The 12,732-nt window shown below is 48.5% G+C and carries 16 protein-coding genes; 5 read left to right on the forward strand and 11 right to left on the reverse strand.

Annotated elements, in window-relative coordinates; all coding sequences use genetic code 11:
- Window positions 1-494, forward strand: a 494-nt coding sequence (locus tag RDY34_RS04715) for a YadA C-terminal domain-containing protein (RefSeq protein ID WP_308184477.1), incomplete at its 5' end; no start/stop codon positions are given.
- Window positions 495-558: 64 nt separating this feature from the next.
- Here the strand turns inward: RDY34_RS04715 and RDY34_RS10640 are convergent.
- The 3 genes from RDY34_RS10640 to RDY34_RS04725 form a co-directional block, all read right to left on the reverse strand.
- The gene (locus tag RDY34_RS10640; RefSeq protein WP_372338037.1) at window positions 559-924 is read right to left on the reverse strand and encodes a glutamate ligase domain-containing protein; all 366 of its coding nucleotides are present in this window, start codon (window positions 922-924) and stop codon (window positions 559-561) included.
- 81 nt (window positions 925-1,005) lie between these two features.
- On the reverse strand, window positions 1,006-1,662 hold the full coding sequence (locus RDY34_RS04720) for a response regulator (RefSeq protein ID WP_308074615.1): 657 nt from the start codon (window positions 1,660-1,662) through the stop codon (window positions 1,006-1,008).
- The gene (locus RDY34_RS04725) at window positions 1,659-3,431 is read right to left on the reverse strand and encodes a histidine kinase (RefSeq protein ID WP_003751875.1); all 1,773 of its coding nucleotides are present in this window, start codon (window positions 3,429-3,431) and stop codon (window positions 1,659-1,661) included. Before RDY34_RS04725 ends, RDY34_RS04720 begins: the two co-directional genes overlap by 4 nt.
- 206 nt (window positions 3,432-3,637) lie before the next feature.
- Between RDY34_RS04725 and RDY34_RS04730 the strand changes: the two genes are divergently transcribed.
- The 3 genes from RDY34_RS04730 to RDY34_RS04740 all read left to right on the forward strand — a co-directional run bounded on the left by RDY34_RS04730 (window position 3,638) and on the right by RDY34_RS04740 (window position 5,902).
- Entirely contained in the window at window positions 3,638-4,252 is a 615-nt protein-coding gene (locus RDY34_RS04730) for a molybdenum cofactor guanylyltransferase (protein WP_003751871.1), read from the forward strand.
- Window positions 4,253-4,413: 161 nt separating this feature from the next.
- Window positions 4,414-5,031 carry a riboflavin synthase subunit alpha gene (locus RDY34_RS04735; protein WP_308073616.1) on the forward strand — a complete coding sequence of 206 codons (618 nt, stop codon included), beginning with the start codon at window positions 4,414-4,416 and terminating at the stop codon, window positions 5,029-5,031.
- Window positions 5,032-5,038: 7 nt separating this feature from the next.
- Window positions 5,039-5,902: an ATP-binding protein gene (locus RDY34_RS04740; protein WP_308073623.1), complete on the forward strand. Its 864-nt coding sequence runs from the start codon at window positions 5,039-5,041 to the stop codon at window positions 5,900-5,902.
- A gap of 12 nt (window positions 5,903-5,914) precedes the next feature.
- Here RDY34_RS04740 and RDY34_RS04745 read toward each other — a convergent pair whose 3' ends face one another.
- Entirely contained in the window at window positions 5,915-6,349 is a 435-nt protein-coding gene (locus RDY34_RS04745) for a Spy/CpxP family protein refolding chaperone (RefSeq protein ID WP_003751867.1), read from the reverse strand.
- Window positions 6,350-6,659: 310 nt separating this feature from the next.
- Here RDY34_RS04745 and rpe point away from each other — a divergent pair, with 310 nt between their 5' ends.
- Window positions 6,660-7,343: a ribulose-phosphate 3-epimerase gene (gene rpe, locus RDY34_RS04750; protein ID WP_003751863.1), complete on the forward strand. Its 684-nt coding sequence runs from the start codon at window positions 6,660-6,662 to the stop codon at window positions 7,341-7,343.
- Window positions 7,344-7,425: 82 nt separating this feature from the next.
- On the opposite strand, the gene RDY34_RS04755 is transcribed toward rpe, so the two are convergent.
- The 7 genes from RDY34_RS04755 to RDY34_RS04785 all read right to left on the reverse strand — a co-directional run bounded on the left by RDY34_RS04755 (window position 7,426) and on the right by RDY34_RS04785 (window position 12,683).
- Window positions 7,426-7,653 carry a TonB-dependent receptor gene (locus RDY34_RS04755; RefSeq protein WP_304670515.1) on the reverse strand — a complete coding sequence of 76 codons (228 nt, stop codon included), beginning with the start codon at window positions 7,651-7,653 and terminating at the stop codon, window positions 7,426-7,428.
- Between the two features lie 72 nt (window positions 7,654-7,725).
- Window positions 7,726-8,289, reverse strand: coding sequence for a YceI family protein (locus tag RDY34_RS04760; protein WP_301911299.1), 564 nt, complete (start codon window positions 8,287-8,289; stop codon window positions 7,726-7,728).
- A 146-nt stretch (window positions 8,290-8,435) separates the two neighbouring features.
- Window positions 8,436-9,506: a 3-isopropylmalate dehydrogenase gene (gene leuB / locus RDY34_RS04765; RefSeq protein WP_014582037.1), complete on the reverse strand. Its 1,071-nt coding sequence runs from the start codon at window positions 9,504-9,506 to the stop codon at window positions 8,436-8,438.
- 32 nt (window positions 9,507-9,538) lie between these two features.
- On the reverse strand, window positions 9,539-10,270 hold the full coding sequence (locus tag RDY34_RS04770; protein WP_003750425.1) for an NgoBV family restriction endonuclease: 732 nt from the start codon (window positions 10,268-10,270) through the stop codon (window positions 9,539-9,541).
- Between the two features lie 15 nt (window positions 10,271-10,285).
- Window positions 10,286-11,557, reverse strand: coding sequence for a DNA cytosine methyltransferase (locus RDY34_RS04775; protein ID WP_003750427.1), 1,272 nt, complete (start codon window positions 11,555-11,557; stop codon window positions 10,286-10,288).
- Window positions 11,558-11,725: 168 nt separating this feature from the next.
- Window positions 11,726-12,367 carry a 3-isopropylmalate dehydratase small subunit gene (leuD, locus tag RDY34_RS04780; RefSeq protein ID WP_003677355.1) on the reverse strand — a complete coding sequence of 214 codons (642 nt, stop codon included), beginning with the start codon at window positions 12,365-12,367 and terminating at the stop codon, window positions 11,726-11,728.
- A 61-nt stretch (window positions 12,368-12,428) separates the two neighbouring features.
- Window positions 12,429-12,683: a hypothetical protein gene (locus RDY34_RS04785; RefSeq protein ID WP_219242087.1), complete on the reverse strand. Its 255-nt coding sequence runs from the start codon at window positions 12,681-12,683 to the stop codon at window positions 12,429-12,431.
- Window positions 12,684-12,732 lie beyond the last annotated feature (49 nt).

A 12,732-nucleotide genomic window follows, 5' to 3' on the forward strand; every position in this document is an offset into this window, starting at 1 on the left:
ATAAAGGTGATACTGGAGCAACAGGTCCTAAAGGCGATAAAGGTGATACTGGAGAAACAGGTCCTAAAGGTGATAAAGGAGAACAAGGGATTCAAGGTATCCAAGGCGATAAAGACACCAAAGGTGATAAGGGCGACAAAGGTGATAAAGGCGATATAGGTCCAATCGGTCCTCAAGGTCCAACTGGAATGAAACCACAAGAAATCCGTATTATGGACCAACGCATTCATCATCTTGAAAATCGTGTTAATAAACTTGATAAACGCGTAAATGGATTAAGTGCAACAATCGCTGCTGCGGCTGCATTACCACAATCGACTATTCCAGGTAAATCAATGTTTGCTGCGAGTAGTGGTTTTTCTGCAGGCACTTCAGCTGTGGCAGTTAGCTATTCAAGAATGTCTGATAATGGGAAAACTGTTGTAAAATTTGTCGGTACGGCAAATACCAGTAAGGATTATTCAGCGGGTGTCGGTGTTGGCTATCATTGGTAATCATTAATCTGGGGAGATAATCCCCTTTTAAAAAGACAAAGGGCTGATTTTAAATGTCAGCCCTTTATTTTATGGTAAATTTTATTCCACCACAGCCCAAAATTCGGCTACGGTGTAGAAAGATCCAAAGACTAAAACAACATCGCCATTCATCAATAATAGACGTTAAATGCGCAAATACCCCATTTGCATCTTTATCTTTGAGCATCCCACATACGGCAATCATTTTTCCCTCTATGTTACGTTTAAGTGCGGTCAATTTTTCAGATAGATATTTAGCAGCATGAGGATTATGCCCTACATCAACGATGATTATTGGCAAGGTTTCAACTGGTACGCACCGTGGGTGTGAAATATTCTTGGAAATAAACCGCCTAAGCCATTCCGTCCGGGTTACGGCGGTAATGGCGTACTTAAAGGGACAGCACACCGGATGCCGTCCCTTATATAATGCACCCCGTCAAAGGGGCGCATTACTTTTATTCCTTGCTCGATGCCGTCTGAACCTGCCTTACTCCAATACAGGCTGGGGGACATTATGATGGATGGCATAAACGGCGGCTTGAACCCGGCTGCTGAGGTTGAGTTTGCGGAGCAGGTTTTGAACGTGGACTTTGACGGTGGATTCGGCAAGGTTGAGGTGGCGTGCAATGATTTTATTACTGTGTCCTGCTGCAAGGTAACCTAGAATTTCCATCTCTCGGGGGGTAAGGGAGGAAAGTGCCTGAGTTCCTTGTGCGGGTTGGGGGGAAATCAGGCTGCGGACGAGTTTGGCAGTCATTTCGGGAGAGAATACATTATCGCCATCGGCGGCTTTGCGTATGCTTTCAAGCAAGAAATCGGCGTTGATGCTTTTCAGCAGGTAACCGCGTGCGCCGATACGCATACATTCGGTAAGGTCGTCGCTGTCTTCGGAAACGGTCAGCATGATGACTGCCTGTTGCGGATTGATGCTGATGATTTGGGAGAGTGCCTCGCGTCCGTTCATACCGGGCATATCAAGGTCAAGCAGGACGACATCGGGTTGAAGCTGGCTGATCATTTTAATGCCGGAAAGTCCGTTGGAAGCTTCGCCAATGACCTCAAAATCATGTTGGCGCAACAAAAGTGCCTTGATGCCGCTGCGGAAAAGGGTATGGTCGTCTATCAGAATAATTTTAATGGTCATTTTAAGCTTTCTTCAGATGCACCCGTCAATGAGACGGTAGTTCCTTGTTGGGGTTGGGAATGGATTTTCAATACGGCGCGGATACGTTTGGCACGCTCCTGCATGATATGCAGTCCGACATGGCTGCCCGAAGGCTCTCCAATGTTTTCCGTGTCGAAACCCTGTCCGTTGTCTTGAATGGTCATTGTAAACCTTTCATCCTGTTTAATCAGTCTGAATTTGACATGTGTGGCACGGGCGTGTTTTCGGATATTGGAAAGGCTTTCTTGCAGGATAAAAATCATTTGGAGCTGCTCTTCCTGAGGAGGCAGGAACGGACCGTTTTCCCAAACGGTTTCGACCGTTATCCCGGTTTGTTGTGTAAAGCGGGCGAATAGGTCGGAAACGGCTTCGGGAAATTCTTTATTACTGATTTTGGTACGGAAGTTGAGCAGTAGTTCGCGGACATCTTCATAACATTCTTGTACACCTGTTTTGATAAAACTGATGTTTTCCGCAGCTTCTTCTTTTTTTCCTTCGGCAAAGGCACTTTCCAACATCTGTACCTGCAGGTTCAGGAACGTTAATGCTTGTGCGATGCTGTCATGTAATCCTTGCGCAATCAGGTTACGTTCCTGCAATACCGCAAGCAGGCGTTTTTCTTCTTCCTGCTTCGCGCTGGCGAGCGATACGCCCAATTGCCTGCCTAGTGTTTGAAGCAGGATGCGGTCGTCTTCATCAAGAGAAATGCCGTTTGGAAAGCTGAGCAACAGCCTGCCCAATGTTTCGTTCTGGTACTCGATGGGGAAGGTTTCCTCATGGTACTTCCCCAAATCCGAAGCTGCTGTGCCGCAATCCGCATGATGAATGGAGACATAAACATCGGATCCGCCGTCCAAACAAACTCTGCCGGAGTCGGCTCCCACGGCGGGCAGGATGCGGTTTAGAAAATGTTCTGCAGCCTGTTGCGGTATGTAGGATTGGTGCAGGTCCCGCGTAGTTTGATATAGCAGGGTCAGGTTTTGATTTTGTTTTTCGAGACTGCGTGTCTGCTCGGCGACCTGTCCTTCCAAGTCATCATATAAAATTTTCAGCCTGCCGCCCATTTGATTGAAACAACGCCCGACCTGTTTGAATTCCGGCGTACCGCCTTCGGGAACGGGAATATCGAAACACCTCCGCCCGATGCGTTCCGCACCTTCCCTTAACGCCTGCAGCGGCCGGATAACCCAAATTTGGTGCCAAAACAGCATCAGTACAGACGACACCAGCGTCATCAGCATAATTGCCCATTGAAAACGCCTGAGCCACCATGTGTTTTTTTCGTTGGCATTTTCCAATGCCTGCAAAAATAGTTCGATGTTTCCGGCAAAGCGGTAGAGATCGACCTGAGTAGGTCGCCGATAGGACTGGAGCGGGGGGAGAATGTGTGCCTGCCAATCTATAATCAGCATGGATTGTATCAAATCATAAGCAAGAGGGGTGTCCGAAGGAATCAGCGGGTGGATTGCATCGCTTTGCGAAATACGCTTCAGGCTTTTTTCAAATTCGGCAACCTGATTGTCTATTTGTGAGCGGGGAGATCCTTCGTCGGCCATGTAGGCCAGACGGTATGCCTGCATCCTTAAGTTTCCGGCTTCTTCAATGACGGAGGCGGCATTTTCCAAGCGTAAAGAGAGCATCAACGTTAATACGACGGACAATGCCGCCAATCCGACCCATAAACCGGTCAGAAGTTTCAGGCGCAGGGAAAGGCTGATGCCGTCTGAAAATCTGGATGACAGTATCATGCTTTGAGAAAATTATTTTAAAATTATGTCAACAATATCATTCTTTCGGATTAGATACAACTGCTCAGAAAGAATTGGTTAAGAAAAACTTAATCGTCATCGCTTCCAGTGTTAAATCAGGTTATGATAAAATTCAAATAATATGAATTTATTAAATGTCTATATCAGATTTATTCTAAAAATATTGGGAACAACAAGCTGTAATCATGAAAACCTTCAATTTTTCCAAAAGGACGCCAGCGGTAAAAACTTTTGCACTGATATTGGCAGGCGGTCAGGCAAGCCGCATGGGGGGAGAAGACAAAGGGCTCGTACTTTTGGATGGCAAAGCACTGATTGACCATGTTATCGACAAAATCAGGCCCCAAGTCAGCCATATCGCCATCAGCACCAACCGGAATTTGGAAGAGTATGCTCGAAGGAGCCCGCATATTTTTCCGGACGCACGGCAGTGGCAGCATTTCGGCCCGCTTTCGGCTTTGTGTACTGCCGCGAACGATTTACAGCTGGCAACGGCCGACTGGCTTCTGGTTGTGCCATGCGATATGCCGTATCTTCCGGATGATTTGGTGGCTAGGTTTGAAACTGTGTCGAAACGCACACCGTTGTGCAATGCGTTTTATGTAGAAACACCGGTAACGATGCACTACAACATTATGTATATCCGTCCGCAGATTCTTCAAAGCGCGATTCCTTATCTGTTTTCCGGGATGAAAACATTAAGAAGCTGGTTGCAGCAGCAAAGGGCGCGGCCGGTCAGATTCGAGTTTGACGGGCATTTTGCCGACTTGAACACGCAAACCGATTTGCAGGAGGGATAAGGGCAAGACCGCCGACCGGCGTGGAAAGGAAAGGTCAGGCCGTACCGGGCGGTTTTTGCCCGAATCGGAGGCACAATGCCGTCTGAAGGCGTTTCAGACGGCATTTTTCGTGGGGAAATGCTACAATTTGCACCATTTTACCGACACAGGAAAACAGGATTATGTTTACAGGCATTGTTCAAGGATTGGGAAAACTGACGGCAATCCACCGCCCGTCGGAGGCATTTCACACTTATGTCGTCGAGCTTCCGCAAGAGGCGGCGGACAATCTGCAACGCGGCGCATCGGTTGCCAATAACGGCTGCTGCCTGACGATTACCGAAATCGAAGGAAACCGCGTCAGCTTCGATTTAATGGCAGAAACATTGGCAAAAACCAATCTGGGGCTGCTGAAGGAAGGCGATTGCGTCAACATCGAACGGGCAGCACGTTTTGGCGACGAAATCGGCGGACACGTCATGAGCGGACACATTATGGCAACCGTGTCCATTGTCGAAATCGAACGGGACGGGTACAACCGCACGGTTTGGTTTGCGCTCCCGCACGAACTCAAACCCTATATCCTGACCAAAGGGTTCGTCGGCTTGGACGGTTGCAGCCTGACCATAGGCAAAGTCGAAGACAGCCGTTTCAATGTCCATCTGATTCCCGAAACTTTGGAACGGACGCTGTTCGGCAGCAGAAAAGTCGGCGACAGGATCAACATCGAAATCGATCCGAATACGCAGGCAATCGTCGACACAGTCGAACGGCTGATGGCGCAAAGATATGCAAAGTGAGGTAGAGATGGAGTTGAACGAATTTCTCGATAAAGCCTATGCCATTTTGCGGCGTTTGGATGCCGTGCTTCCGCCCGAACCCGGGCATACCGATTGGAACGCGCTTGCCTTCCGCTGGCAGAGTGCGGGCAAAAAAGGTTTTTTGGAACACTTGCCCGATCCGCACACCTTCCACTTGGCAAGGCTGGCGGGAGTTGGCAGGCAAACCGAATTGCTGGTGCGTAATACCGAACAATTCATAGCCGGCAGACCCGCGAATAACGTATTGATGAGCGGCGCGCGCGGAACAGGCAAATCCTCGCTGGTCAAAGCCCTGCTGCACGAATATGCGGATAAGGGATTGCGCCTGATCGAAGTCGATAAAAGCGATTTGATCGGCCTGCCGTATCTGTTGACGCTTTTGAAGGAACGTTCGGAAAAATTCATTGTATTTTGCGACGATTTGTCATTTGAAAGCGGCGACGAAACCTATAAGGCATTGAAAACGGCATTGGATGGCGGTCTGTCCCAACGTTGCGCCAACGTGCTGGTGTACGCGACTTCCAACAGACGGCACCTGATGCCCGAATATTTGGATGAAAATGCAGGTACGACAGGCGTGCGCGGAGAAATCCATCAGAAAGAAGCGGTGGAAGAAAAAGTATCTTTGTCCGACCGATTTGGATTGTGGCTCAGCTTTTATCCGTTCGATCAAAACGATTATCTGTCGGCAGTGCAAAGCTGGTTGGAAGATTTTGATGTGTCATATGACGAAGCAGCTCGGACGGCGGCGTTGCAGTGGGCGCAGATGCGGGGCAACCGCTCGGGACGTTCCGCTTGGCAGTTTGCCTGCGACTGGGCGGGCAGGCTGCCGGAACAACGGATGCTGTAAGTTTTTTAGGAGTTATTTGAGACAGGAAGAAAGCCACATTTGCTGCTGTTGCGGTGTGAGGATATGGAAGAAGCGGTGTTGGATTTCCAATTCGTCCACCGCAAAATCCATGCTGGAGTGGTAGCGGCTTTCGACATAATCGCGCGCCTCGTTCCGATTAAAAACATCCGAGGAAATGATTTCGACGACAGAGCGGCGGCGGCTGTGTTCGGAATGCATAACCTTCAAACGCGCCCTGTCGCCCGCCATTTTGAAGGCGGTGCGGATTTTACGCAGCTCATTGTGCTGACCCTGTGTCAGCCCGAGCCGGCGTATGTCGCAGTTCGGTTGAAAATCGTTCGGGGGGATATAAGCCGTGGCGGCGTGGGAAAGCTGGCAGGAAAGCAAAGCCATACTTAAAAAAGAGGCGGCAGGTTTGGCAAAACGGCAGGGAGCAGGCAGTGGCACGGCTTTTCCTCTTGTTGGAAATTTTAGGAAATATACTAGATTGACGTGTGAAAGATGGTATTATCGCGGTTAACTTTTGTTAATAATGCGTACGTATGTCCGGCAGGCAGACATAACGGCGGAATCGGAACGTATAGTGGATTAACAAAAACCAGTACAGCGTTGCCTCGCCTTAGCTCAAAGAGAACGATTCTCTAAGGTGCTGAAGCACCAAGTGAATCGGTTCCGTACTATCTGTACTGTCTGCGGCTTCGTCGCCTTGTCCTGATTTTTGTTAATCCACTATAAAAGGATATTGAAGGAAAAAAACATGACTACTTACCGTATCGCACCCAGCATTTTATCGGCAGATTTTGCACGGCTTGGCGAAGAGGTGGAAAGCGTCATTGCGGCAGGTGCAGATCTGATCCATTTTGACGTGATGGACAACCATTATGTGCCGAATCTGACTTTCGGGCCTATGGTTTGCGCGGCGTTGAAGCCTTATGCAAGCGTGCCGATTGATGTGCATCTGATGGTCGAACCCGTTGACGACCTGATTCAGTCGTTTGCCAAAGCAGGAGCATCAATCATCACGTTCCATCCCGAAGCGAGCCGCCATATTGACCGCAGCTTGAGCCTGATTCGGGACATGGGCTGTCAGGCGGGGCTGGTGTTGAATCCGGCAACGCCCGTATATCTGTTGGAAAACGTATTGGACAGGCTGGATATGGTTTTGCTGATGTCGGTCAACCCCGGGTTCGGCGGTCAGAGCTTCATTCCGCACACTTTGGAAAAAATCAGACAGGTTCGCGCCATGCTTGACTGCTATGAAGAGAAAAGCGGCAGACGTATTGCCATTGAAGTGGACGGCGGCATCAAAACCGACAATATCGCCGCCGTTGCCCGAGCCGGCGCGGATACCTTTGTGGCAGGTTCGGCAATTTTCGGCAAACCGGATTACAAGGCGGTAATTGATGCTATGCGTGCGGAATTGAAAAAAGTGGCAGATTGAACGCTGTATCGGCGTTTGAAATAAATCAATGCTGTCTGAAGAATGTTCAGACGGCATTTCGTTTACAGGCGGTATTTGATGTTTATAGCGAAATTTTCACACTGGCGCGGATAGAACGTCCGGGCAGCGGCGCAATGTATTTGAGTATGGAGTTTTGCGCGCGCGCGGTACGGTTGGTCAGGTTTCGACCGTCCAAGAACCATTCTGTGCTGTATCTGCCGTGTTTTTGTGTATGGCTGACATAGGCATCGAGCAGGGCGTAGGAGCCGAGTGAGGGTTCTTTGTATTTAGCCTTTTTATGATATAACAAATTCGTTATGATGAAAATAAAAATGCCGTCTGAAATATTTCAGACGGCATTTTTATTGATTCGTATCAAGATTTATTGTTTGGCTGCCTCGATTTGGATGTCGATGCGGACGTTTTTGGTCATACCGGCGTTAACGAGGTAGTCCACGCCCCATTTGGTGCGGTCGATGGTGGTGCTGAAGTCGCCGCCGCAAACTTCGGTTTTCAACATCGGGCTTGGGTAGCAGTTGAATTTTTCGGCTTTGAGTTTGACGGGGGCGGTTTTGCCGTGCATAGTCAGGTTGCCGTCAACGGAAACAAGTTTTTTGCCGTTGAAATTGAATTTGGTGGAAACGAAGCGGATGTTCGGATATTGGGCGGCATCGAAGATGTCGGCGGATTTCAGGTGGTCGGTGAAGTGTTGCGAACCGCTTTGCAGGTTGGCAACGGGGATTGTGATGTCGATTTTGCCGTCGCGTTTTGCTTGGTCGAACTCAACGGAACCGCTCAGACCGTAAAAACCGCCGACGTTGGTGCTGGTGTTGAAGTGGTCGATGGCGAAACGGGCGTTGGCGTGATATTCGTCCACTTTGTAGGTGGCGGCGGAGGCAGTACCGACGGCGGCGGCTGCGAGTGCGGCGATGATGATTTTTTTCATGATGATAATCCTTTGTGTGGGCCGGTAAAGGCGTTTATCCTAACATAGGCGGGGATTGATGGCATTTCCTGCCGGTAAACGGTGGGTTTGCAGGCGGTTGACGAACGGGCAGATGAAAAAGCGCGGATAACACCGCGCTTTGTTTTTTACAAGGCGGCGAGTACCGCGTCGCCCATTTCGGAGCAGGAAACGAGTTTCGTGCCTTCTTCGTAAATATCGCCGGTGCGCAAGCCTTGTTGCAGCACTTTTTGGACGGCGTTTTCGACTTGTTGCGCGCGGGCTTCGTCGTTCAGGCTGTAACGCAGCAGCATGGCAAGCGAGAGGATGGTGGCCAGCGGGTTGGCTTTGTTTTGTCCGGCGATGTCGGGAGCGGAGCCGTGTGACGGTTCGTACAGACCTTTGCCGTTTTCGTCCAGCGAGGCGGAGGGCAGCATACCGATGGAGCCGGTCAGCATAGAGGCTTCGTCCGATAAAATATCGCCGAAGATGTTGCCGGTGGCAATCACGTCGAATTGTTTGGGCGCGCGTACCAACTGCATGGCGGCGTTGTCCACATACATGTGGGAGAGTTCGACATCGGGGTATTGTTTGCCGATTTCTTCAAAGATTTCGCGCCACAGTTCGGTGGTTTCCAAAACGTTGGCTTTGCCGACGGAGCAGACTTTTTTGCTGCGTTTTTGGGCGGATTGGAAGGCGACGTGGGCAATACGGCGGATTTCGCTTTCGCTGTATTTCATGGTGTTGTAGCCTTCGCGTTCGCCGTTTTCCAAAACGCGGATGCCGCGCGGTTCGCCGAAATAAATATCGCCGGTGAGTTCGCGCACAATCAAAATATCCAAACCGGCAACGATTTCAGGCTTGAGCGTGGAGGCGTTGGCTAATTCGGGATAGAGGATAGCGGGGCGCAAATTGGCAAACAGGTTCAAATCCTTACGAATCGCCAACAAACCGCGCTCGGGGCGCAGCGGGCGGTCAAGATTGTCGTATTGCGGGCTGCCGACCGCGCCGAGCAGGACGGCATCGGCTTTGCGGCAGAGGTTTTGCGTGAATTCGGGATAGGGATGGCCGTATTCGTCGTAGGCTTCGCCGCCCAATGGGGCGTATTCGTAGCCGGCATCCAAGCCTTGTGCGATGAGTTTGTCGAGTACGCGGACGGTTTCGGCGACGATTTCGGGGCCGATGCCGTCGCCTCGGAGGATGGCGATATGTTTGGTCATTTCGGGTTTCCTTATGGGTTGATGTTGAAGGGTTATTTCTTTTGGTATTTATGTGCAATTTCGTGCCAACGGGGTATGGAAATCGATCGGTTGTAGTGTTTTTTATAGGCTTCCTCAAATTTCCTTTTCCATAAGGATGCGTTATGCCGTGTTGCCGGGTTTTGATAAACGGTTTCTTCAATTGCGGAAACAAAATCTTCCAAGCATTCAAACATAGGCATATTCTTTTTATTTATGCTGTACCAAACACCCGGGCGGATTTTATGCACCACGCCTTTTTTGACTTGAAGATTAATTGCCCATCCATCCATACTTCTGGTAATTTGCCATACTTTTTTAAGCCATAAATCCTTGATGGTTACATTGCCGTTGTCGTCCATATCGTAACCGAATATTAAATAATCTACATCCAGCATATAGGGTTTATGAATGATTTCATCAGAATACATTTTAAAATCTGCAATATCAAAACCTGGGCTGGCATTTCGGTTGAACGCCTTTACTTCCAACAATTCCCTACTGCGGTCTTTTTTATTTAAAAAGAAATCGGGGGGCATTTGGGTATTGGTTGAAACATCAAATTCAATTTCCCTTTTTCTCAACCATCCGCCGAGCCATTCCTGAATGATGTTGCCGACAACATCTTTTTGTTTGACGATAATATCCACATCGCCCAAGAAAAATCTAATTTGACCATTAGCCGATAAGATTCTTTCCTCATTCAGCAACTTATCAAATATTTGTTGTGCAGTAAGTTTTACCATTTTATCCCTATCGGTTTATAAAGTATGCAGAAGCCTTTCAGATACCGCCTTAATCACAGGAACGGCAACGGTATTGCCCAATAAATCGTATTTGTCTTTTTTAGGAATATCAAACGAATAATCGTCCGGATAGCCAAATAAGCGTAAACCTTCTTTTCCGGTAAGTGTACGCAAACCGCCGTTGTCAACGACGAAAAGGTGCTCCATATCCATTGCAACTAAGGTTGGCGCGACATCATTTGGGTCTAATATTTTATTGATTTCAAATGATTTTTTACCTGAAACGATATTGTAGCCCTTAGGCAGGGATTCATCTTTGATTCTTCGCCCGCCAATTTTTTGTTTCGGATGCTCCAAAACCAAATAGCCTTTATCTGTCAGGCTGTCCAAAATATTTTGAAGATTGGGGTGTTTATAGAAAGTTGAAATTTGCGCTTTTGTCAAAGGCATCCCATCCATCCAATCGATGCCGATTTCTGAAGCCCATTTTTTCTTCCTCCGTTCTTTTAGAAGCATATTTAATAATTGCTTCTCTTCTTCGGTTACTGTGCCTTTTAATTCAATATCCCAACTGTGGATATTGTTTTTCCCTCCCCGTTTGTCCTTTACTGATTTTCCGTACAGTTCGGACGGGGGAAATTTTTTTAGCAATTTTTTGATGAAAGGACTGCTTTCGGTAGGCAGTCCCGATTCCAAAATATTTTTTAATTTCGGACTTAGAGTTGTTTCAAAAGATAAGTCGGGTTTGGATTTCAAACTGCCTGTCAGATAAATGCGCTTCCTGTTTTGGGGAATGCCGAAATCTTTTGCATTTAAAACTTTCCAAGAAACATAGTAACCCAATGCTTCCAAGGTTTCCAAAATAACGGTCAGGGTGCGCCCTATTTTTTGTGTCGGATCTTTTCTATCGTGCGTTACCAATCCTTCCACATTTTCCAAAATAAAACCTTTTGGTTTTTTTGCCTTTAAAATCCTTGCTACATCAAAGAAAAGCGTTCCCCGCGTATCTTCAAAGCCCAATCTTTTTCCGGCGAAAGAAAAAGCCTGGCAAGGGAAGCCTGCCAACAGGATGTCAAAATCGGGAATATCTCCCGTTTCAATTTTCGTTATATCTCCATACGGCACTTCATCAGGATAGTTTTGCTTCAATACTTCCAAAGCTGCCGGTTTGATTTCTGAGGTAAAAACACATTCGCAAGCAACCGACTGTTTCCGACAGGCTTGTTCAAATCCTTTCCTGATACCGCTCATCCCGGAAAATAAGTCAATAAATTTAATCTGTTGCATATTAAAAATCTAAAAATTTATTTGAAATAGAGCTGTATTGCATTAATTTAGAGCGTTGCTAAGCCCGCTTGAAAGATGAAAGCAATTTATAGCCCCTCTGTTTACATTAGTTGCAGCAATTATATGTTATCAGGAATGCCGTCTGAACGGTCTTCAGACGGCATAGGTTTAACCGTTAAACAGCCAAGGCTGGCTTTGGCGGCGTTTTTCTTCAAAGGCGTGAATTTCGTCAGCGTGTTGCAGGGTCAGGCCGATTTCGTCCAAGCCGTTTAAGAGGCAGTGTTTGCGGTGTTCGGTAATGTCGAATGTGAATGTTTCGCCGCTAGGGGTGGTCAGGGTTTGCTCGGCAAGGTCGATGGAGAGCTGATAGCCTTCGTTAGCTTCAACTTCTTTGAAAAGCTGGTCAACCTGTTCTTCTGTCAAAACGATAGGCAAAAGGCCGTTTTTGTAGCAGTTGTTGAAGAAGATGTCGGCGAAGCTGGGGGCGATGACGGCGCGGAAGCCGTAGTCGTCCAATGCCCAAGGGGCGTGTTCGCGCGAGGAGCCGCAACCGAAGTTTTTACGCGTCAACAGGATTTGCGCGCCTTGATAGCGTGGCTGGTTCAGCGAGAAATCGGGGTTCAACGGGCGTTTGCTGTTGTCCATGCCCGGTTCGCCGTGGTCGAGGTAACGCCATTCATCAAAGGCATTGGGGCCGAAGCCGCTGCGTTTGATTGATTTCAAAAATTGTTTGGGGATGATGGCGTCGGTATCGACGTTGCTGCGGTCGAGCGGGGCGACGATGGCGGTGATTTTGGTAAAGGCTTTCATGGGTTTGTGTCTTGTGCTGACGATGCCGTCTGAAACGGTTTCAGACGGCATCGCGAATCGGTTATTCGGTGGCGTTTTCGATTTTTTCGCCGAGATGGGAAATACCGCGTCCGACGGCATTGCCGCCTTTTTTGACGGCTTCTTTGGTTTTGTCCCAGCCTTTTTCGACGGCGTTGCCTGTTTGTTCGGCGGCGCGTTCGGCGGCGGCCTGTGTTTTGTCAAGATTGCGGGCGGTGTCTTGTTTCGCGCCCTGCCAAGTGCTGGCGCAGGCGGACAAGGCAAGGGCGGACAGGGCGGTAACGAAAAGTTTGTTCATGCTTAAACTCCTTGGTTTGAATATTAAAGGTGTTTCTGCCTTACGGGAC

It is taken from the genome of Neisseria polysaccharea (genome assembly GCF_963392925.1).
Lineage (GTDB): Bacteria > Pseudomonadota > Gammaproteobacteria > Burkholderiales > Neisseriaceae > Neisseria > Neisseria polysaccharea.

Excerpts from the sequence above, each read along its gene's own strand:
- RDY34_RS04720 (WP_308074615.1), bottom strand. The coding sequence starts at position 1,662 with ATGACCATTAAAATTATTCTGATAGACGACCATACCCTTTTCCGCAGC.
- RDY34_RS04725 (WP_003751875.1), bottom strand. The coding sequence starts at position 3,431 with ATGATACTGTCATCCAGATTTTCAGACGGCATCAGCCTTTCCCTGCGC.
- RDY34_RS04730 (WP_003751871.1), top strand. The coding sequence starts at position 3,638 with ATGAAAACCTTCAATTTTTCCAAAAGGACGCCAGCGGTAAAAACTTTT.
- RDY34_RS04735 (WP_308073616.1), top strand. The coding sequence starts at position 4,414 with ATGTTTACAGGCATTGTTCAAGGATTGGGAAAACTGACGGCAATCCAC.
- RDY34_RS04740 (WP_308073623.1), top strand. The coding sequence starts at position 5,039 with ATGGAGTTGAACGAATTTCTCGATAAAGCCTATGCCATTTTGCGGCGT.
- rpe (WP_003751863.1), top strand. The coding sequence starts at position 6,660 with ATGACTACTTACCGTATCGCACCCAGCATTTTATCGGCAGATTTTGCA.
- RDY34_RS04760 (WP_301911299.1), bottom strand. The coding sequence starts at position 8,289 with ATGAAAAAAATCATCATCGCCGCACTCGCAGCCGCCGCCGTCGGTACT.
- leuB (WP_014582037.1), bottom strand. The coding sequence starts at position 9,506 with ATGACCAAACATATCGCCATCCTCCGAGGCGACGGCATCGGCCCCGAA.
- RDY34_RS04770 (WP_003750425.1), bottom strand. The coding sequence starts at position 10,270 with ATGGTAAAACTTACTGCACAACAAATATTTGATAAGTTGCTGAATGAG.
- RDY34_RS04775 (WP_003750427.1), bottom strand. The coding sequence starts at position 11,557 with ATGCAACAGATTAAATTTATTGACTTATTTTCCGGGATGAGCGGTATC.
- leuD (WP_003677355.1), bottom strand. The coding sequence starts at position 12,367 with ATGAAAGCCTTTACCAAAATCACCGCCATCGTCGCCCCGCTCGACCGC.
- RDY34_RS04785 (WP_219242087.1), bottom strand. The coding sequence starts at position 12,683 with ATGAACAAACTTTTCGTTACCGCCCTGTCCGCCCTTGCCTTGTCCGCC.